This is a genomic window from Streptomyces altiplanensis (assembly GCF_053591575.1).
Genome location: NZ_JBSFUB010000116.1, coordinates 1 through 19,502 on the forward strand (window position 1 = coordinate 1; position 19,502 = coordinate 19,502).

The 19,502-nt window shown below is 70.3% G+C and carries 17 protein-coding genes and 6 pseudogenes; 13 read left to right on the forward strand and 10 right to left on the reverse strand.

Annotation, left to right across the window (positions count from 1 at the left end; genetic code table 11):
- Positions 1-69: 69 nt before the first annotated feature.
- From ACWD0Y_RS31920 to ACWD0Y_RS31930, 3 genes are read right to left on the reverse strand one after another with little or no spacing between them, the layout of a single operon-like run.
- On the reverse strand, positions 70-1,455 hold the full coding sequence (locus ACWD0Y_RS31920; RefSeq protein ID WP_450263777.1) for a diaminopimelate decarboxylase family protein: 1,386 nt from the start codon (positions 1,453-1,455) through the stop codon (positions 70-72).
- Positions 1,452-2,291 (reverse strand): class I SAM-dependent methyltransferase, encoded by an 840-nt coding sequence (locus ACWD0Y_RS31925; protein ID WP_450263792.1) that lies wholly within the window; start codon positions 2,289-2,291, stop codon positions 1,452-1,454. The genes ACWD0Y_RS31920 and ACWD0Y_RS31925 overlap by 4 nt, the downstream gene beginning before the upstream one ends.
- 5 nt (positions 2,292-2,296) lie before the next feature.
- Entirely contained in the window at positions 2,297-2,983 is a 687-nt protein-coding gene (locus tag ACWD0Y_RS31930; RefSeq protein WP_450263778.1) for a 2OG-Fe dioxygenase family protein, read from the reverse strand.
- A 663-nt stretch (positions 2,984-3,646) separates the two neighbouring features.
- On the opposite strand from ACWD0Y_RS31930, the gene ACWD0Y_RS31935 reads away from it, so the two are divergent.
- Positions 3,647-3,973, forward strand: a complete 327-nt coding sequence (locus ACWD0Y_RS31935) for a glycoside hydrolase family 6 protein (RefSeq protein ID WP_450263793.1) — start codon at positions 3,647-3,649, stop codon at positions 3,971-3,973.
- Between the two features lie 449 nt (positions 3,974-4,422).
- Here the strand turns inward: ACWD0Y_RS31935 and ACWD0Y_RS31940 are convergent, their stop codons facing one another.
- Positions 4,423-5,319, reverse strand: a complete 897-nt coding sequence (locus ACWD0Y_RS31940) for a helix-turn-helix transcriptional regulator (protein WP_450263779.1) — start codon at positions 5,317-5,319, stop codon at positions 4,423-4,425.
- Positions 5,320-5,559: 240 nt separating this feature from the next.
- Here ACWD0Y_RS31940 and ACWD0Y_RS31945 point away from each other — a divergent pair, with 240 nt between their 5' ends.
- From ACWD0Y_RS31945 to ACWD0Y_RS31980, 8 genes and pseudogenes are all read left to right on the forward strand, one after another.
- The gene (locus tag ACWD0Y_RS31945) at positions 5,560-6,576 is read left to right on the forward strand and encodes a zinc-dependent alcohol dehydrogenase family protein (RefSeq protein ID WP_450263780.1); all 1,017 of its coding nucleotides are present in this window, start codon (positions 5,560-5,562) and stop codon (positions 6,574-6,576) included.
- A 26-nt stretch (positions 6,577-6,602) separates the two neighbouring features.
- Positions 6,603-7,013: a (R)-mandelonitrile lyase gene (locus ACWD0Y_RS31950; RefSeq protein WP_450263781.1), complete on the forward strand. Its 411-nt coding sequence runs from the start codon at positions 6,603-6,605 to the stop codon at positions 7,011-7,013.
- A 60-nt stretch (positions 7,014-7,073) separates the two neighbouring features.
- Positions 7,074-7,738: pseudogene (locus ACWD0Y_RS31955) on the forward strand (SDR family NAD(P)-dependent oxidoreductase).
- Positions 7,735-8,319 (forward strand): cyclophilin-like fold protein, encoded by a 585-nt coding sequence (locus ACWD0Y_RS31960; RefSeq protein WP_450263782.1) that lies wholly within the window; start codon positions 7,735-7,737, stop codon positions 8,317-8,319. Before ACWD0Y_RS31955 ends, ACWD0Y_RS31960 begins: the two are co-directional and overlap by 4 nt.
- Before the next feature lie 43 nt (positions 8,320-8,362).
- On the forward strand, positions 8,363-9,619 hold the full coding sequence (locus tag ACWD0Y_RS31965) for an MFS transporter (protein WP_450263783.1): 1,257 nt from the start codon (positions 8,363-8,365) through the stop codon (positions 9,617-9,619).
- A 50-nt stretch (positions 9,620-9,669) separates the two neighbouring features.
- Positions 9,670-9,798, forward strand: a pseudogene (locus ACWD0Y_RS31970) (SDR family NAD(P)-dependent oxidoreductase); the annotation flags it as partial.
- A gap of 87 nt (positions 9,799-9,885) precedes the next feature.
- Positions 9,886-10,203 (forward strand): hypothetical protein, encoded by a 318-nt coding sequence (locus ACWD0Y_RS31975; RefSeq protein ID WP_450263784.1) that lies wholly within the window; start codon positions 9,886-9,888, stop codon positions 10,201-10,203.
- A gap of 43 nt (positions 10,204-10,246) precedes the next feature.
- The gene (locus ACWD0Y_RS31980; protein WP_450263785.1) at positions 10,247-10,672 is read left to right on the forward strand and encodes a hypothetical protein; all 426 of its coding nucleotides are present in this window, start codon (positions 10,247-10,249) and stop codon (positions 10,670-10,672) included.
- A gap of 307 nt (positions 10,673-10,979) precedes the next feature.
- Here the strand turns inward: ACWD0Y_RS31980 and ACWD0Y_RS31985 are convergent, their stop codons facing one another.
- Positions 10,980-12,380, reverse strand: coding sequence for an erythromycin esterase family protein (locus ACWD0Y_RS31985; protein ID WP_450263786.1), 1,401 nt, complete (start codon positions 12,378-12,380; stop codon positions 10,980-10,982).
- Positions 12,381-12,604: 224 nt separating this feature from the next.
- Here ACWD0Y_RS31985 and ACWD0Y_RS31990 point away from each other — a divergent pair.
- Positions 12,605-13,108, forward strand: a pseudogene (locus ACWD0Y_RS31990) (ADP-ribosylglycohydrolase family protein); the annotation flags it as partial.
- Between the two features lie 789 nt (positions 13,109-13,897).
- Here ACWD0Y_RS31990 and ACWD0Y_RS31995 read toward each other — a convergent pair.
- Both ACWD0Y_RS31995 and ACWD0Y_RS32000 read right to left on the reverse strand, forming a co-directional pair.
- Complete coding sequence (locus ACWD0Y_RS31995; RefSeq protein WP_450263787.1) at positions 13,898-14,464, reverse strand: hypothetical protein; 567 nt, start codon at positions 14,462-14,464, stop codon at positions 13,898-13,900.
- 228 nt (positions 14,465-14,692) lie between these two features.
- Complete coding sequence (locus tag ACWD0Y_RS32000) at positions 14,693-15,004, reverse strand: alpha-amylase (protein WP_450263788.1); 312 nt, start codon at positions 15,002-15,004, stop codon at positions 14,693-14,695.
- 491 nt (positions 15,005-15,495) lie between these two features.
- On the opposite strand from ACWD0Y_RS32000, the pseudogene ACWD0Y_RS32005 reads away from it, so the two are divergent.
- A pseudogene (locus ACWD0Y_RS32005) lies at positions 15,496-15,687 on the forward strand (IS5/IS1182 family transposase); the annotation flags it as partial.
- Here the strand turns inward: ACWD0Y_RS32005 and ACWD0Y_RS32010 are convergent.
- Positions 15,635-16,069 carry a hypothetical protein gene (locus ACWD0Y_RS32010; RefSeq protein WP_450263789.1) on the reverse strand — a complete coding sequence of 145 codons (435 nt, stop codon included), beginning with the start codon at positions 16,067-16,069 and terminating at the stop codon, positions 15,635-15,637. The pseudogene ACWD0Y_RS32005 and the gene ACWD0Y_RS32010 sit on opposite strands and share 53 nt — an antisense overlap.
- Positions 16,070-16,102: 33 nt before the next feature.
- Positions 16,103-16,336 (reverse strand): annotated as a pseudogene (locus ACWD0Y_RS32015) (transposase); the annotation flags it as partial.
- On the opposite strand from ACWD0Y_RS32015, the pseudogene ACWD0Y_RS32020 reads away from it, so the two are divergent.
- A pseudogene (locus tag ACWD0Y_RS32020) lies at positions 16,328-17,131 on the forward strand (IS701 family transposase); the annotation flags it as partial. The pseudogenes ACWD0Y_RS32015 and ACWD0Y_RS32020 overlap by 9 nt on opposite strands.
- Before the next feature lie 167 nt (positions 17,132-17,298).
- On the opposite strand, the gene ACWD0Y_RS32025 reads toward ACWD0Y_RS32020, so the two are convergent.
- Positions 17,299-18,207, reverse strand: a complete 909-nt coding sequence (locus ACWD0Y_RS32025; protein WP_450263790.1) for an oxidoreductase — start codon at positions 18,205-18,207, stop codon at positions 17,299-17,301.
- A 110-nt stretch (positions 18,208-18,317) separates the two neighbouring features.
- On the opposite strand from ACWD0Y_RS32025, the gene ACWD0Y_RS32030 reads away from it, so the two are divergent.
- Positions 18,318-19,307 carry an ArsR family transcriptional regulator gene (locus ACWD0Y_RS32030; protein ID WP_450263791.1) on the forward strand — a complete coding sequence of 330 codons (990 nt, stop codon included), beginning with the start codon at positions 18,318-18,320 and terminating at the stop codon, positions 19,305-19,307.
- Positions 19,308-19,502: the final 195 nt, after the last annotated feature.

Genomic DNA, 19,502 nt, shown 5'->3' on the forward strand with positions numbered 1-19,502 from the left:
GGGCGGGCGGGGCGCCCCCCCGCCCCCCACACCCCCCCGGGAGCCTCAGCAGCTCCGCGTAGCTCCTGATCACCGTGGAGGTCCCGCGTTTCCGTCGGCCGGCAAGGGGGCTGGGTCCGCCAGGCGGAACACGTCCTCACCGGTCTCGGCCCGCCAGACCAGCTGCTCCTGGTCCCCGTCGATGGCGACGACGGCGGCCCTGGTCCGAATGAAGTTGTTGCTCCGGCCCAGGGAGTAGGCGCCGGTGTCGTGCAGGCACAGCAGGTCGCCGGTCCGCACGTCGTCCGGCAGGCCGACAGCCTGGGAGTGGATGTCGTTCTCGTAGCACAGCGGCCCGGCCACCGACCAGCTGGACTGGTCCGACGAGAACGCGCGGCCGATCGGAACCAGCCGGTGCACCTCACCACTGCCGGTCCACGGGGCCACGTTGTTGCCCCCGTCCACGATCAGCCAGCGGGCCTCCGGCAGCTCCTTCCGCGACATCACCCGGGTCACCATGGCCATCGCGTCGGAGACCAGCCAGCGGCCCGGCTCACAGGCAAGGGTCACCCCGTCCAGGCCCAGGTCCCGCATGTGCTTGTCCACGTCCGACAGCAGCAGCGCCGTGTCCAGGAACGGTTCCTCATCGGCCACCGGGTCGCCGCCGTGCAGGCCCCACAGCGCGGACAGCGGCCCCGAGCGGGGACGCCGGATGCCCGGGACACCGAACCCGCCGCCGATGTTGACCTCGCGCAGCCCGAACCGCCGGTGCAGCTCCGCCGCCTCGCCGAGCACCTTCTCCAGCGCGCCGAGCATCAGCTCCTGGTGCACTATCTGGCTGCTGAGGTGGGCGTGCACAGCGGTGAGCCTCAGGTGCGGGGACTCGGCGATGCGCTGTACGAGCCGGGCGAGCTGCGGCGAACCGGCCGGCCAGCCGAACCGGTTGCGGAGGGCGGCGCGTTCGGCCTGGAGCCGGTACGAGGGGTCGGAGGAGGTCGAGACCGGCACTCCGGGAGAGACCCGGATCCCCACCTCCACCGTGTCCCGCCCGGCCGCGGCCGCGAGGCGTTCCAGCACCTCGATCTCGTGCTCACCGTCGATGTTGACCCGCACCCCGTGCCGGAGTGCGAGGGCCAGCTCCTCCTCGGTCTTCACCGGGCCGTTGAACACCGTCTCCGCCGGCGCGAAACCGGCCGCGAGCGCTGCCTCCAGCTCGTACCCCGACACGACGTCGGCTCCCATGCCGTGGCGCGCGAGCCGGCGGGTCAGATGGGGCAGGTAGTTGGTCTTCACCGAGTAGTAGGCCTTGGCGGGCCTCGCCAGTTCGCCCAGCGCCCCGAGCAGGTCCTGCGCCGCCCGGTCCAGCCGGGCGGTGTCCAGGACGTGGAAGGGGGTGGTGTGACGGTCGGCGAGAGCGACCAGCCGGTCGTAGTCCCAGCCCGGCGCGGGGGCCGGGTCCGGCAGTGCGCCGCTCATACGGCCGCCCTTTCCCCCGTCGTGGTCCGCCGGTGTCCGGCTGCTTGGGGCGAAGTGCCGGTGAGCAGCCGGAATCCGGCGTCGATGCGGTCGTGCGTGACCATGTCGGCGTACCGGCGGTGCCAGGCGCCCGAGGCCAGGTCGCCGCGCAGCCGCTCGACACCGCGCTCGATCGCCTCCGTGTCGGTCAGCGCGAAGGCCGAGCAGGCACGTCGCATCATGGGATCGAGATACGCCTCCGGCCTTCGCCAGAACGCGGTCATGAAACCGTCGGTGAAGTCGTGCCAGACGGGCAGCTCGGTGACCTCGCAGGGCCCGAGCAGCGCGGTGAGCCGGTCCAGCGAGGGGACCCGGGAGCGTTCGGCCTCGGCGATCTCCGGGACGTAGTCCCGGGTGAACCAGAAGTCTGCCTGGACGTCCATGTCGTAGGTGACGACGGCGAAGCGGGAGGCGACGCGGAGAAGTTCCGAGACCCCGCCTTCCAGGTCCGACCAGTGGTGGACGGTCAGGACGGCCTGGACGGCGTCGAACGCCTGGTCGTCGAAGGGCAGGTTCTCCGCTCGTCCGATGACGCACGGAGCGGCGTCCCGGTCGCGCTGGGCGCGCATTTCGAGTGAGGGCTCGACCGCGACGACCCGTACGTCGGACGGTTCGTACGCACCCGAGCCGGCCCCGACGTTCAAGACGGTGCGGGCGTCACCCAAGGAGGCCCGGATGATCTGTGCCCAGCGGCGGTCGGGGCGGCGCACGGCGGAGTAACCGACACCGATGCGGTCGTAGACCGGCCCGGCGCCGGGAGCGGACAAGGCGGTACCTGTGGGAGCGGTCTGGGTCATGGCGGTCACGACGCGTTGCTCGCGAGAACCTCTGCCTCGTACTCCTCGCCGTACCGGCGGTGTTCCCACGGGTTGACCGCCACCAGCCACACGTCCCGGTGTCCGCCCTCGTCCGTGAGGTGCTTGATGTCGGTCACGTGGTGGAACATCGCCTGATCGTCGAAGGCGATGGCCTGGCCGTCCTGGAGGGTGGTGCGGAAGAACGGCTCGCCGCCGCCGAGCGGCATCAACTGGGTCTCGCCACCGGATATGTTGTGGCGGCGGGTGACGGCGACGATGCCGAAGCGGTGGCCGTCACGGTGCGGGCCTTCGGGCGCGGCCACGCCCTCGACGTCCGGAGTGGAAACGACCCGGCACTGGTGGATGTTGAGCTGCCACACGGTGCCCTTGTCCAGGTCCAGAGCCTCCGCCCCGGCGGCGATGAGCGGCGTGGGATCCACGGTCAGCGGCTCCAGGGTGCGCAGTTGCCCGCCGACCAGGTCGTTGTACTGGCGGGGCTGGGCGAAGTGGCGGTGCGGCAGCAGCTCCAGCTTCCACTGCCCGTCGTGGACGAGGCGGAACTGGGAGAATCGGCGGTAGCGCTGGCTGGACCCGGTGTACGGGTCGAGCGGCAGACTCTCGAACTGCGACAGGGTGTGTTCGTCGAGCGGCGGCGTATTGATGATCGTGAAGCCTTGCGCGTTCAACCCCATGAAGTCCTCCGGTGTTCGGGCACAGGGGATCCCCCCTCGCCCTGGTGAACAGCTGATTACGGCGAGGTTATGAGCGCTGGAAGCACCCGAACAAGATCCAATTTTCGATGCCCGGCGTCGGGGATTTCGACAACTTGTCAGGTGCACACAGGGGTTGGCTTGTGATAACGCATCAGAAATGCGGCCCGGCGCGGCCGTCCCGGCCCGCCCTTCACGAGGCAGGCACGCCACCGCCATCATAACGGCGACTTTCAGCCAAACGCCCCCGTACGCATACGGCTCGGCAAGGGGAGCCGGGAAGGGGTCGCCGTTCGTCGGCCAGGGGCAGATCCAGGAGCCCCGGAGGGCCGGACACGGAGGCCGGCGGCGCCCCCCGGAGGACAGCCGCCCCCTCGTTCCGGCCACGGGGCACACCTCCTCAGTGGCGGTACGCGAAGCCGTTTTTCCGCCATCGGATGCCAGTCGGCGCCATGGACAGGGAAGGGCTCGGGCCTGGCATCAGGTCGGCGACAGGGCCCCTCACGGCGGTGACCCGCCGGGTGCGGCGCGGCCGACAGGGCGAAGCTCCGGCCGTTCCTCCGCGGAGAACAGGGCTCCGCGTGCCCTGTACAGCCGTATCGGGCAGAGCCCACTCGTTCCCGCAGGCGGGCGCGCCGCGCACCGATCTCCAACCAGTACGGCAGCAGGCTGGCGGCGCAGCTCAAGGCCGACTTCGGCGTCGACACCCGGTGGGTCGTGGACACCGCACGCAACGGCAACGGCGCCTATGTGACCCCGGGCGTCCCGAGCAGCGGGCACGTGGGCTTCTGCAACCCGGCCGGGCGCAAGCTGGGTGTGACCTCCCGGGCCGGCACGGGCGGCGCCGAGTACCTCCTGTGGATCAAGAACCCGGGTGATTCGGACGGCGACTCCGCCCAGTGCCCGGCGGGCTCCCTGCCGGCCGGGTCCTTCTCCACGGACCTCGCCGAGGCACTCATCGACGGCCGCTGACCACGTTCCGTCGGGGTCCTCGCCGCTTTCCTGAACCGTGGCCGCCGAGCCGGGCCGCCTCCGCGGCGGCCACGGGGGCGTGACCAGTGGCCGGGTGGCCGGTGACGATGCGGCCGGCGCCATGGTGGAGGCCTTCGCCGATGCGGAGTTAACTCCTCCCCATGGTGCGGTTGCTACCACTGCGCCTGCTGAGGTCGGGGATGAAGTGGTCATGCCGCCCTGTCGCGCCCGCACCGGACTGGTTCGCCTCACCAATCGGACCGCTTTCCACCACTTCAGTCACTTTCACGTGCGCAGGACCACTCCCCCGGGCTGCTTCTTGTGAAGGCGTCACCTATCTCCTGCCTGTGTCATACGAGATTCCCGGATTCACACCGGGAAGCGTCCCGAAGACGCGTGTGGCACCGGGCCGCCTGCGCCACGGCAGCGCGGGCTCGCGGGAGCCGTGATCAGCCGCTGGTGGACGGTTGTTCTGCACCCGAGGCGGTTTCTTGTGTCGCGGCCCAGGAGGCGAGGAGGCGCAGGCCCTCTTCGGAAGGTGAGCCGGGTTCGGCGGTGTAGATGGTGAGGGTGAGGCCGGGTTCAGCGGTCATCTCAAGGCCCTCGTAGGCGAGGGTGAGGTCGCCGACGGACTGGTGGTGGAAGCGTTTGGTGCCGGTGCCGTGGTGGCGGACGTTGTGGGCGCCCCAGCGGGTGCGGAACTCATCGCTGCGGGTGGAGAGCTCACCGACCAGGTCGTGCAGGTCTTTGTCGTGTGGGTTGCGTCCGGCTTCGGTGCGCAGGATGGCCACGGCGACGTCGGCGAAGAGGTCCCAGTCGGGGTAGAAGCGGCGGGAGGCGGGGTCGAGGAAGTTGAAGCGGGCCAGGTTCGCCTGATTACGGGGCGTGGCGTAGACGTCGGCGTAGAAGGCGCGGGCGAGCTGGTTGGCGGCAAGGAGGTCCATGCGGCCGTTGCGGACGAACGCAGGCCCTGCCGAGATGGCGTCCAGGGTCCACTGGAGGCTGCGGTGCGGCTTCCACTGGTCCTTGGTACGCCGGCGGCGGGGCCGGGTGAGGGCGTCGGATCCGTCGGCGGCATGGGCCAGGTTCACCAGGTGGGCGCGTTCGGCGTCGTCGAGCCGGAGGGCGCGTGCGAGGGCTTCGAGGACGGCCGGGGAGACGCCGGCGAGATTGCCGCGTTCGAGCTTGGCGTAGTACTCGACGCTCATGTCGGCCAGGGCCGCGACCTCGCTGCGGCGCAGGCCGGGAACGCGTCGGCGGGGGCCGGCGGGCAGTCCGGCCCGCTCCGGGGTGATCTTCGCGCGCCGCGAGGTGAGGAACTCGCGGACCTCTTCATGGTTGTCCACACCACGACCGTACGTCCGGCACGCCGAGGGAGGGATGTACTGCCAGTACACCTCTCGATGGTGACTGGCAGCCCGTACGCGAGGGCGGTTACCTGGATGTCGTGGCGCTCGTCCCGGCCGTCAGGACGGCGGGGGACGGGTGCCCGGCCCGAGGTACGGGACGGCGACACCACCCGTACCGGGCCCATGACCGCACACGGTGCCTGTCGGCGCCGAACGTCCCACCACGTAAGGAACCCCATGCGCGGCGCAGTGATCCACGCCCCCGGCGACGTCCGCTTCGAGACCCTGGAGGACCCGAGGCTCCTCAAGCCCACCGACGCGATCATCCGGACGGCCGTCACCTGCGTGTGCGGCTCCGACCTGTGGCCTTACCGCGGTGCGGAGCCGATCGGCGCCCCCCACCCGATGGGCCACGAGTACGTCGGCTTCGTGGAGGAGGCCGGATCCGAGGTCACCGCCGTGAAGCCGGGCCAGTTCGTCGTCGGCTCGTTCGCCACCTCGGACAACACCTGCTCGAACTGCCAGAACGGCTTCCAGTCCAACTGCCTGAACCGCGAGTTCATGGGCACCTGCCAGGCCGACTACGTACGCATCCCCAACGCCCAGGGCACCCTCATCGCCGTGGACGAGACGCCGGACGAGGAGCTGTGGCCCGGCCTGCTGGCGCTGTCGGACGTCATGGGCACCGGCTGGTGGGCCGCCGACGCCGCCGAGGTGGAGCCCGGCTCCACCGCCGTGGTCGTCGGAGACGGCGCGGTCGGCCTGTGCGGGGTGATCGCCGCCAAGGAGATGGGCGCCGAGCGGATCATCGCCATGTCCCGCCACGAGCCCCGGCAGAAGCTCGCCCTTCGGTTCGGCGCGACCGACATCGTCACCGAACGCGGCGAGGAAGGCGTCGCCCGGATCAAGGACATGACCGGCGGGATCGGCGCCGACAGCGTGCTGGAGTGCGTCGGCACCGCCGAGGCCATGCGGCAGGCCCTCCACGCGGCCCGGCCCGGCGGCAACGTCGGCTTCGTCGGCGTTCCCCACGACGTGACCGTCGACGGCGAGGAGCTGTTCCACTCCCACGTCGGCCTGCGCGGCGGCCCCGCCCCCGTACGCCGCTACCTGCCCGACCTCATCGACCGCGTCCTGACCGGCCGGATCGACCCGGGCGAGGTCTTCGACCTCACCCTGCCCCTGGAACAGGTCGCCGAGGGCTACCAGGCCATGGACGAGCGCCGCGCGATCAAGACCCTCCTCAAGCCCTGATTCCCTCCACCGGACAAGGAGCAACCGTGCAGATCACCCGCAGCTCGATCGACACCGTCAAGGGCCCGGCCGACCGGTTCACCGGCGACGTCTACATCGACCCCGTCGCCGCCGCGCCCGTCCCGTCCCGGGTCACCGCGTCCCTGGTGCACTTCATGCCCGGCGCCCGCACCCACTGGCACCGCCATCCGCTGGGCCAGACCGTCTTCGTCACCGAAGGCGTCGGCCTGTGCCAGCGCCGCGGCGGCCCTGTGGAGGTCATCCGGCCCGGTGACCGCGTCCTGTTCGAGGCCGACGAGGAGCACTGGCACGGCGCCGCGCCGAACCGGCTGATGGTTCACCTGGCCATCAACGAGGGCGACGACGACCACGCCGTCGTGCACTGGCTGAACCCCGTCACCGACGGGGAATACACCGCTGCCCCGGTGACCGGCTGACCTCGGCTCCGGCCCGCCCCTGCGGCCTGCTCGTCCATCTCCTCGTGTGAAAGGCTCACCGTGACCACTTTCGCCCTGGTCGGTGCCGGCTCCGGTCTGGGGCTGGCGGCCGCCCGCCGCTTCGGCCGCGAGGGCTTCGACATCGCCCTCGTCTCCCGCAGCCGGGACCGCCTCGACGCCCTGACCGCCGAGCTGGACCGGGACGGTGTCCACGCCCGCGGCTTCGCCGCCGACGTACGCGACCACCAGGCCCTGACCGCAGCCCTCGACGCCGCGACCGCCACGCTCGGTGTGATCGAAGTCCTGCAGTACAGCCCCGTGCCCCGCGCCGACTTCATGAAGCCGGTCCTGAACACCACCGCCGCCGACCTGGACGACCCGCTGGCCTTCTCCGTCAGGGCCCAGTCACCTGCGTCAACGCAGTCCTGCCCGGCATGCGGGACCTGGGACGCGGCACGCTGCTGTTCGTCAACGGTTCCAGCGCCGTACGCCCCAACCCCGACGCGGCCGGCACCTCGATCGCGTTCGCCGCCGAGAGCGCCTATGCCGCGATGCTCCACGACGCCCTCGCCCCGGACAACATCCACGCCGCCCAGCTGATCATCCCCGGCGCCATCCGCCCCGGCGCCGAACACTCCAGTCCGACGGTGCTGGCCGAGCGCCTGTACGCCCTCCACACCGAGCGCGGTACCTTCCGGTACTACGCCGGGCCCCTGCCCGCATGACGACCCCCGAGATCCCCTTCATGAGCTCCGCAGCCCGCCGCGGTCTGGCCCGCCTCGCCCCGGCAGCCGCCCTGCTGCTGGCCGTGACCGCCTGTTCCAGCGACTCGCAGGAAGCCACGCCGCCCGCCGCGTCCTCCGCCTCGGCGTCTGCGGGGCAGCAGGAGACGGCAGCATCCACCGCACCGTCCTCCGCAGCAGCCACTTCGTCGCCCGCCTCCGACAGGAGCACCGCCATGGACATCCGGGTCACCCTCGACGGCCGCCCCGTCGACGCCACCTTGAACGACAGCTCCGCCGCCCGCGACTTCGCCGAACTCCTCCCGCTCACCCTGGACCTGGAGGACTTCCACGGCACGGAGCGGGTAGCCGACCTGCCACGCAAGCTGGACACCTCCGGCGCCCCCGAACCGGCCGCGGCCAAGGTCGGCGACATCGCCTACTACGCGCCCTGGGGCAACCTGGCCCTCTTCTACCAGGACGGGCCTGCTGCCTCCGCCGACCTGCTCGTCCTCGGCCACCTCGACGTCAGCGCCGACCAGCTCGGCGGGGCCGGCCGCATCACCATCGAAGCCACCTCCTGACCCCACCCCACCCCTCCCCTTCCCGAGGAAGAGAAGTACCCGTATGCCTCCCGCAGCCAGCACCCCCACGGGCAAGCTGCCCTTCGTCGTCTGGGTGCTCGCCGCCGGCACGTTCCTGATGGGCACCACCGAGTTCGTCATCGCCGGACTGCTCCCCGAGATCGCCGGCGACCTCAACGTGAGCGTCTCGCACGCCGGTCTGCTGATCACCGCCTTCGCCGTCGGCATGATCGTCGGCGGGCCGGCCATGGCCCTGGCCACCCTGCGCCTGCCCCAGCGCCTGACCCTCGTCCTGGCCCTGGCCGTCTTCGCCATCGGACACGTCGCCGCCGCGCTCAGCTCCTCCTTCACGGTCGTCCTGGCCGCCCGGGTGGTGACCGCGCTGGCCACCGGCGCGTTCTGGGCCGTCGGATTCGTCATCGCCACCGCCGCCGCGGGCCCGGCCCGGGCCACCCGGGCCGTCGGCGTCATGATGGGCGGCCTGACCCTGGCCAACGTCATCGGCGTGCCGATCGGCTCCTTCGTCGGCCAGTACACCGGCTGGCGTGGTCCCTTCTGGGCACTGGCCGTCCTCGCCGCCCTGGCCGCCGTGTTCGTCGGCCGCTTCATCCCCGCCGTCGAGCAGCGGGCCGAGGTGTCGGTACGGGCCGAGGTCCGTGCCCTGCGCCAGGGCCGGCTGTGGCTGGCCCTGGCCACCGCCGTCCTGATCATGGGCGGTGTCCTGGCCACCTACACCTACATCACCCCGCTGCTGACCGACCGTACCGGCATCCCGGCCGGGGCCGTCCCGCTGGTCCTGGTGGTCTTCGGGCTCGGAGCGCTCGGCGGTACCGCCATCGGCGGCCGGCTCGGCGACCGCCGCCCCATGGCCACCACCCTCACCGCCGCCGCGGTCACCGCTCTGGCCCTGTTCCTGCTGATCCCGCTGTCGGCCGGTCCCGTCACCGCCGTCGCCCTGGTCTTCCTCACGGCCCTGGCCGGGTTCAGCGTCAACCCCGTCGTCACCTCCCTCGCCGTCCGCTTCGCCGGCGACGCCCCCACGCTCGCCTCGGCGCTGACCACCTCCGCCTACAACACCGGCATCGCCGCCGGCTCCGCCCTCGCCGGCCAAGCCCTGGACACCTCCTTCGGCCTGACCGGACCCGTCCTGACCGGCGCCGTCTTCACGACCCTCACCTTGCTCCCCCTCGTCACCCTCGCGCTCAGCGGCACACACCGGCGCACGCGGATCGTCGCCCAGCGCACCACTGCGGTCCGTACACGGAACGACGAGACGTCAACTGCGCCGTCGCAGCACTGACACACACCCGCACCCCATCCGCCGCTCAGCTCCCGACGGGAGAAGACCGCATGAACCCCACCTACGACTTCACCGGCCAGGTTGCCTTCGTCACCGGCGCCTCCTCCGGCATGGGCCTGGCCACCGCCCGCGCCTTCGCCGAAGCGGGCGCGGCCGTCGGCCTCGCCGACATCGAGGACAACAACGCCGGCATCGCCCTCCCCGTCGACGGCGGCTACATCGCTCAATGAGAGCCCTCCGCGTCGCTTCCACACGCCGGGAAGCCCGTGAAGTACGTCCAGCAGACCGGCCGGCAGGGCTGGACCGCCGAGAAGGACCCCGACTGGTATCACGCGGTCGGCTCCTTCCACTACAACACGGTCGCCCAGGTCGAGGTCGTCCCGGGTCCGGACGGCGAGCCCAGGACCACCATGCGCTACCAGACCCACGTGTACGACCGCTACAACTGGGACGCGAACAAGGCGACTCCGGTATCCGCGATGGGCAATGTGCCGGACGCCCAGACGGCCAGGCTCCACCAGTCGGGTCAGGCCAAGGAGTACGACATGGGCGGGCAGAGTGAGGTACGCACATGGAACGGGTGAGTACGCGTAGGGGCCCACTCATCCCCGTCGGCGCAGGTGGCTGGTGTGGTTCCTGGCCCTGTGCGTGGTGTGGACGCTCGGCGTGATCGCTTGGGCGGCCGTCGCGCTGCTCACGCCGGCCGGTGACAGTCCGGAGGAGGCAGTGGAGCGCAAGGCGGGGATGCACCACGATCAGCAGCAATCGGCGGGGCGCTACTACATACCGACGTACGCCAAGACGGAGAAGGACGGCACCGCGGTGCTGCGGTATGAAGTGGGCAGCAGCCAGGACTCGGGCGTCAAGGACTTCCTTCGTACGTACGGCATCACTGCCGAGGCGAAGGGCACCAGCACGTCCAAGGTGAGGTACTCCGACCGCTTCGGCGACGTCCGGCGAACGTTCACGATCACCTACCACCCGTCGCCTGAGCCCGGTGGGTACGACCACGCGAGGATCACCGTCCGAGCCAGGAGAACCGACGCAAGCTGAAGAGCCGGAGACAGGCCAGGCCAGCGGTGCGGAGACCGGGAGCACGTGATCGTCCGCCAGGGGTGTCTTCCGCGGTTCCCGGGTGCGGACCGCGGCTTACCGCGTAACTTCCGCCGCGGTTCTCGATGGCCCAGATCTTCCGCGTTCGCAGCCTCAGGCAGCAGCGCGGCGCGTTCCTGCTCCACGGCACGGCCGACGACGAGCCCGCGTGAGCGACGCCGGGCAGAGCCGGGTCCGGCTCCCTGCTCCCCCGGCCCCGGTCCCGCCCTCCGGTCCGGCGCGGAGGGCGACGGGCCGCACCCTCGTGTCAGAGCCGGTCGGCCGCCCTCACCCGGTGGAGGTGGATGAGGACGTCGTAGGCCCTTCCGAGGGCGAGGACGGGCAAAGGGTCGGGAGTGAAGGTCGAGCCGGCGTCGTAGACCGGCCGGGCGCGGTCGAGCCAGGCGCGGGCCGTTGCGGGCGCGGTCCGCAGGTCGAGGTAGAAGTCCCGGTACCCGACCCGGTCCAGGACGTGCTCGTTCATGCCCGTGCGCGCCGCCGGGACGGTGACCGGCTTCCAGTCCCCGTCGAGGGAAGCGTCCTTGGTGAGGAAAGAGCCGCCGGCGAAGCTGAAGCCGATCGCGGCGTACCCGCGGCCCAGGCGGTCGCGCAGCACGGCGCCCTGGGTCCGCGGGTACATGTCCGGATGGGTCGAGAGGTATCCGATGTGGCCGTTGTGGGCCGAGAGAAGCATCTTGTGGCCTGTGTGGCGCTGCCACCACAGCACGTTGTCGGCCATGGCCTGGTCACGCAGGCTCTCGGCGGCGGTGACCGAGCTCGGGTCGGCGAGGTCGACGGTGGCGAAGGCGAAGGTCTGCGCGATGTTCCGGGCGTGCTGCACCGTCCACGCGTAGTCGCCGCCGGCGGCCTCCTGGTGCTCCGCGACCAGGTCGAGTGCCTCCTGGGCGCGTGCGGCGTTCTCCTCGCGTTCCGCGACCGGTTTGCGCAGGTAGCCGAAGATGTCGTCGAAGGGTCGCAGCCCGGCGTACAGCTCGGTGAGCCGGGGAAGTGCCTCGGGCCGTGTCCTGCCGACGGACGACAGCACGCGCTCGAAGATGTGGTCGTCGAGCTCGGGCGCTCCGAGGTCGTCCCCCATGAAGTGGACCCGGTGGCCGGGGTGGCGTCGGTTGTACTCGCGCATCCAGGCGATCAGGCTGACGAATTCCTCACGCTCCCACGGGGATCCGGCCAGCGTCTCCTCCGCGATCGTCCGCGGGTCGCCGGGACCGCCCTGGAGGTACTCGTCGATCCTGAGCCCCGCCGACCAGCTCATCTCCAGGGCGAAGGTGGCGAAGCCCCGCTCCTCGACAAGGTGTCGGAAGACGCGTTCCTTCATGGCGAAGAACTCGTGCGAACCGTGCGTGGCCTCGCCGAGACCCACCACTTTCGCGTCGCCGACCATGGCGCTCAGCGCCCGCAGGTCCGTGGTCCGGCCGCCGGGCTCCGTGGAACGCAGTGGGTGTGCGGACCGCTCCAGGGACCGTATGAGGGCCGTTTCCCGATTCGCCGCGCCGGAGTCGGCGGACACGGCCGATGCGGTAGGAGCGGTAGAGACCGCTCGCGCGGCCGGTGGCGCGGCGACCGCGGGGGCGGCCAGCGTCGTGGCGACGAGCACTCCCGTGAGTGAGATCAGCCTTCGCCGGCCGATCGGCGTTCTGTATCCGTCCATGCTGACCGCTCCTTGCGTGTGGGGGCTTGTGAGCCGTTCCAGTGATCTTGGTGCCCCTTGGCGCGGACCGCACTGGGGTGCCCCACCGGCTTCCTCCGGGGGGCACCCCCACCACATTCCGGCCCGCTACCCGGGTGGTCCGGTGGATCTTGAGCCAAGCAGGGTGGACGAACACACTCCGATTCACGAGGAGGCCGTCTGCGCGGCACAGATAACCTGCGCGAATGAAGTGGGTTCAGCGGGCCGTCGGCGTGATCGTCGGCTCAGCGGTGGGAGACGCGCTGGGTGGCCCCTTCGAGTCCGGTCCCCAGGGGGCGTTCTCCGCGCGGTTTCCCGCGCCTGGTGCCGGTGACGAGATGTGCGGAGGCGGTGGCTGGGACCCCGGCGAGGCCGCCGACGACACGCAGATGGCCATCCTGGTCGCGGAGTCGCTGCTGGAGCGGGGCGGACTGGATCTGCCGGACATCTTCGCCCGCTTCCAGCGGTGGGCAGCATCCGACCCCAAGGACATCGGCCTGCAGACCGAAGACGTCCTGACCAACGGCATGCCCTGGGACCTCGCCGCCGCGATCCGTTTCCAGGTCAGCCAACGAGCAGCCGGAAACGGCTCCTTGATGCGGGCATCGACCTCCGCGGTCCGCTTCGCGGCCGCCGGCCAGGAAGCCACCATGGACGCGGTCCGCCGGATCGCTGCCCTGACCCACGGTGACCGCGCGGCCTGGGAAGGGGCGCCGCGCGATGTGCCAGGCCGCAGTTCGGCGCAACCGCTCGGGCCGACGGCGCCGTGCGGGTCCTCGGGGATCACTTCGTAGAGGCGGCCGGTTCGGACGGCCAGAGCGGATGCCCAGGTGATGAAGTCCTCGATCCGCCGGTTCGTGGTGGGCCGGTTCAGCGCTCCCGAGCAGGTGCGGTGCTCGGGGAAACCGTGGGCGGCGGCGCCGAAGAGGAGGCTGTCGGCGGGCACCATCCGTTCGAGGACCTGGATGACGCGCACGGCCGGCGGAATGGCGACCCGGGGGCATCGCGCATCTGGCCGCGGGAGAGGCGGTCGCCGTCTTCGTCGCGAGCGGTCTTGAAGGCGTGTCCGTAGATCAGTGGGCGCCCGTCTCCCGGGCCGGGGCAGCAGCCGGTACGCAGTCCGAGTGTCTCTGCGGGACGCTGGCCTGTGAGGTGGACAGGACGGTGAAGCAAGCGGTGCCGAGGTGACGCATCAGGCCGGCGGCTTCGGCGAAGTCGGTCGCCTCGGCCAGGAACGGCCGTCGACGCGACCCCCGATCGGTGCCGACAGCGGGCAGGGTCACACCCCGTACCCGGCATGCATTCCTCGGTACGAACACCCGGCTGGGCTCACGGAGGAATCACAGCCGGTCCATGTGTTCGAAGGCCGCCCCGGGCTTGGTCTCGTACCCTGCGGGCAGACTCTTCCTGCCCTTCTTCCGGACCGGGACGGACAGCCCCCGGGGCTTTCGCGGGAGATGAGTCCGTTCCTACCGCCAGGCGGCTCCGCGTACGGCGCGTCACTTTCCGTCGGTGATGTAGTAATCGTTCTTGAGGTACTCCAGGGTGTAGCTGCCGAGGTCGCTCTCGGTGAAGGTGGCAGAGACCCTGACCGCTTCGAGCGGCATCTCGATCCTGTCGAGAGTGTGCACGGTGATGCGCTGAGGATCGACCGTCGCGGTTTGCAGGGCCCTCTTCTGCGCGGGTGAGATCATCTGGAACACAATCAGGTACGTCGACGTGCACGGACCGAATCCCTCGTCCTGTGCCTTCTTCGCGCCGGGCCCGGCCACTTCGCAGACCGTGTCGATGTCCTCGTGGCCCAGGGCGTGGAGGTACTGCTCGTACCGCTGGATCGCGCGCTCCTTCGTCCTGGGCGCGGCCTGGTTACCAGTCGGGGCAGCCGACGGCTTCCCGGTCCGAGCGGAGGCGGACGGCGTGGCGGACGGCTCTTTCGCCCGCGTGGACGCCGACGGCTGCGAAGGCTTCGCGTCCACGCCCTCCTTCTGCTTTTCCGGACCGCACGCGCACACCACCAGCACCGTGCAGGCCGATACCACGACGCGCATCATCGTCCGCGCTCTCATCCGGATCTCCCCACCAGCCGACTACCTATCCAGTAGGTGACGCAGGATCCGGGGGAACAGTTCCCGAGCCGGTCCCGGATCGGGGGTCTCAGGTCGCTTGGCCGGCTTGCCCTTGCTTGTTTGCCGCCGTGGGATTGAAGGTAACCCGCCTCTCCACCGCACCGCTCCCGGCGTGCGGCAGGGGCGCTCGGCCGGAAGGCGCCGGGAGGCCGGAAGACGGTGCGGCTCTCAGGCGGTGGGGCAGAGGTCCGGGCCGAGCACCCGGTTCCCCTGGGTCCCGTAGCCGGGGAAAGTCGCGGAGTCCCCGGGGGAGACGTTCCTGCACGGCACGTCGGTGCCGTCGGCGTAGCGGACCGTCAGGTACTGGGGTGAGTCACAGCCGTTGGTGACGAAGGTGTAGCGCCAGCCGGCGGACACCTGCACGCAATCGGGGGCATCGGGAGCGGGATCGCCGTCGGAGGCGGCGACCGGAGCGGCGAGAGCCGCGGAGGACAGCAGCCCTATGGCGGCCGACCAGAGGAGTGAGCGTGTTCTCAGCACGGTGGGTCCTTCCGTCAGGGGCGGACAGCGCGGCCGGTGAGCCGCGGAAAAGGTCCGGGGACGGGACACGACGTTAGGCCCGAGGAGCTGCGTCTGAAATATATTTCGCCATCTTGCGCAAGAAGAGCTTGCATGAGGAATCTCGGAATCCGGTGAGGGTGCCATCGTTCGCCCTCGCCCCGAAAGGGCTTCCTCGCACAAAGGAGCGTCGTCAACCGCCTGTTCTGAAAGTAGGTAGAAGCACTCCGCTTTACCCCCCTGCCCTCATCGCGCCCGGTGACGGCGGCCGGAGAGCACTCGTTGGCACTGTTTCGGCCCCGATCGCTCGTTTGGCTGAAAATTCTTACAATCTGCGCCCGGTCGGGCTTCACATGTGCCCCCCTTCCCGCGCGGGCAGCCGGACCGGAGTCGATCCCGTGACCGCGCATGTCGGACGCCCAGCGCTGCCAGATGCTCATCAGAGCCCCGTGCAGGTCTTCGAGAGCGCCCCGAAGCGACCAGTCGTAGCGGTGGGGCGGCCCGTGCCTGGTGACCGCAACGACTGCAAGGCGTGGGAGTTGTCCGGCGCGAAGGAGGCCGTCGGCAGGACCACGGTCATCGCGGAGGGCGGCTACCGCGGCATCGGCCTGGTCATCCCGCACCGCCGCGAACGCGGCCAGGGCGAACTGCAAGCCTGGAAAGATGTCGTCGGATGAACGGTGCCGTTCCCAGGACGAGTGCGGCGAAGACGGTCAGTCGTTGAAGGCCAGGTTGAGCGGCGAGGCTGCTGTGCTGGATGCCGTAGACCGCGTACCAGTTGGCGGCTAGGTCGGTCGCCATGATGGCGCAGGCAAGGTCCGTTCCCCGGCGTTTACCCCGGATCAGGAACACGGCGGCGAGCGCGTCGAACAGCGCTAGCGACGACCAGTAGAGGTTGAGCCAGCCCGGTGCCCAGTCGTAGGGGTGCAGACCGTGGCTGAGGAGGTCGGTGACGTGCGCGGAAGCGCCGACGAAGAGCAGGACGGCTGCGATGGCGCAGACCAGAATGACCGCCCAACGCGGGGTGTGGTGCATCCATTCGATCACGCTGTGGATCGTCCCACCTCCGGGCGCTGCCCGTCAGGCCACCAGCCTGCGGTAGCAGATGAGGGCGGCTGCGATCCCGGCGAAGGCCAGGAAGTGCTCGGCCTTGCGCTCGTATCGGCGGTGCAGGCGGCGGCAGCCGCCCAGCCAGGACATCGTGCGCTCGATCGTCCAGCGATGCCGGCCCAGCCGCGTGGAGGATTCGACGCCTCTGCGGGCGAAGCGGTGACGAATGCCGCGTGAGCGGAGCCAACGGCACAGGTGGTCGTAATCGACGACACCGGGTTCGTCAAGAAGGGCACCACCTCGGCCGGGGTCGGCCGGCAGTACACCGGCACCTCGGGGAAGACCGACAACTGCCAGATCGGTGTGTTCGCCGCCTATGCCACCGGTTCGGGCCGGGCTCTGGTGGACCGGGAGCTGTATCTGCCGAAGGCCTGGACATCCGGCCGCGAGCGCTGCCGGGTGGCGAAGATCCCTGATGAACGCGGCTTCGCGACCAAGGGCGAGCCGGCCAGAGACATCGTCCGCCGCTGCCTGGCCGCAGGTCTGCCGGCTGCCTGGGTGACTGCGGACGAGGCGTACGGGCAGGACTGGAACTTCCGCCGCCTGCTCGAACAACTCGGCTTGGGTTACGTCGTCGCGGTGCCCAAGTCCCAGCAGATCAAGTCCCTGGCCGGCGCCTGGCGCATCGACCAGATGATCGACGAAGCCCCCGTCGATGCCTGGCGGCGACTGTCCTGCGGCGACGGGGCCAAGGGCCCGCGCGTCTACGACTGGGCCGCGGCGAAACTCCCCGCCAACATCGTCTTCGACCCGGATCCGCCGACCCATCACCGCTGGGTATTGGCCCGCCGCAGTCTGTCCGACCCCGGCGAGATCGCCTACTACCTCGCCCACGCCGTCCTTACCGCACTCGCCGCCCAGACCGGCGGCGAGGCCGCAAAGGGGGCTGCAGAAACGGATCAGCCCTCGTCCCACTCACCGTGGCAGAGATCCGCCGGCTCCTGGACACTCTCCTGCCTCCCCCAAGAGCCAACCGCGCCCCCGTCACCCACGTACTGAACTGGCCCGTCTGGAGAAGACGCCGACAGGCCATCGCCCACCGTTGCCACCACCGGAAACGCAGCTCAGGAAACAAACCGCTGCTGGAGTACTAAACACGAGCAAGGAGCTCTCACACGCAGAACGGGCGATGTGCGGTACGCCGTTGGGCAGCCCTTGAGCGCCACTCAGAGAGTCTGGCGGTGCAAGGAGTCGAGGACGGCAACTTCGTCCCCGGAGAGCCGGAGGGCGCCTGCGGCCACGTTCGATGCCAGGTGGCCCGGGTCACCTGTGCCTGGGATGGCCAGCACGTGCGGGCCGCGGTGCAGGGTCCAGGCGATCCGGACCTGGGAGGGGCTGGCTCCCCGCGCCCGGGCGACGGCCAGGATCTCCGAATGGTCACTGTCGATCGCCCCGGCTTGGCCTCCGGTGGCGGCGATTGCGTAGAACGGCACGAAGGCGACACCTTGCTCGCCGCAGGTGCGGACGAACGCGTCCTGGTCGGGCCGTACTCCGAGGCCGTACATGTTCTGCACGCAGACCACGGGCGCGATGGCCTGGGCCTCGGTGAGGTGGTGGGGGTGGACGTTGGAGAGACCAAGGTGGCGAACGAGCCCGGCCTTGCGCAGTTCGGCCAGCGCACCGAAGCGCTCGGCGACCGAACCGGTGCCGACGATGCGCAGGTTCACCACGTCCAGGTGGTCACGGCCGAGCTGTCGCAGGTTCTCCTCGACCAGTCCGCGCAACTCCTGTGGCCTGGCGTGGGGCAGCCATGCTCCTGACGGGTCGCGTGGTTGCCCGACTTTGGTGGTGATGACGAGGTCTTCCGGGTAGGGGGCCAGGGCTCGGTTTATCAGTTCGTTGGCTGAGCGCAGCCCGGAGAAGTAGAACGCAGCGGTGTCGATGTGGTTCACGCCGAGCTCGACGGCGCGGCGAAGCACGCTGATCGCCTGCTCTCGGTCGCGCGGGACGGCGTCGGGTACGAGCGCCTTGCCGGTCTGTGGCAGGCGCATCGCCCCGAAGCCGATCCGGTTGACCGTCAGGTCTCCCAGTTTCCAGGTTCCCGATGCGGCGGCGGTGATCGTCTCTGAGGTCATGCCGGAATGATTTCCGCCGGGTATGGTGGCCGCCATTGATTCAGGTATACGTGAACCCTTGAGGGGGACTCCTGTCGGAGCTTGCGTTCTCGGCGAGAGATGTGGCGCAGGTGCGGTTCGCCGTCTCCCCGATGTGGCAGGTCGGGAGCAGCTTCCGGCTGCTGGCCTCCGGTGTCGCGGATCCCGTGCACCGACGTTGGCTGGAGCAGGTGCGGCCACGGGTCGCGGCTGCCGATTTGGACAAGGCGTGGCTCGCCGAACTGATCCCGGCCTCGGGCTACGCCCCGGACTTCCTCAACCCGGCACCCGCCGGGCCGGTCCCCACGCTGGCGGAGGAGCTGGCCGCGATCGTGGCTTCTCCTGCCGACCGCATTCGCAAGGACCTCGACCACCTCGGACACCACCAGGGCGGCATCGGACCCCGTCTGCGGTCCCTGTATGCCGATCCACGCACCCGCATGGCACGGGTCGCGGAGGAGATCGAGACCTACTGGGAGCTGGCACTCGCTCCCTACTGGGCGCGTATCCGCACGGTGCTGGACGCCGACGTCTTCCACCGTGCCCGGCAGGTCTCGCAGTACGGAGCCGGCCACCTCTTCAACGCACTGCATCCGCAGGTCAGTTGGAGCGACGACGTCCTGCGGCTGGTCCGCTGGCCACGGTCCCTGTCCCGGGAGACGGCGGGCGCAGGGCTGCTTCTGATTCCTTCTGCCTTCAAGGGGCCGGGCCTGTCCACGCGGGTCGCTCCGCCGGAGCCGCCGCAACTCGCCTACCGCGCCCGCGGCACCGGCATGCTGTGGGAACGCCGCACCATCACCAGTACCGCGGCTGTCGTCGCCGTGCTCGGCCGGGCGCGAACCCTCCTGCTCACCGAACTGGAAACTCCGGCCACGACGACAGAACTGGCTCACCGCACCGGAATGTCCAAGGCCGGGGTGTCCCAGAACCTCACAGCACTGCGCAATGCCGGCTTCGTAACCGCCCACCGGGCCGGCCGCTCGGTGCTGTACGCACGCACGTCCGTCGCGGAATCCGTCCTCGCCGCCGGCCGACAACCCAGGGATCGATCATCACGGGGCAAGCCCTGGACAAGCACGTGAAGCTCCTGGCAGACATGGGTGATCTTGGTCGAGAACCCGTCTGCCCGGAGCTTCGCCGTTGCGCAGGAGGGTCCAACCCGTAGTCGTCACCGCCAGGTCGGAAAAGGCTCCCTACGTTGTTCTGCGGGATGCGGTGAGCCCTTCGTATGGTTGACCCGCCCAGGGGTGCCGGGTGTGGTTCAAAAGGCTCTGCCG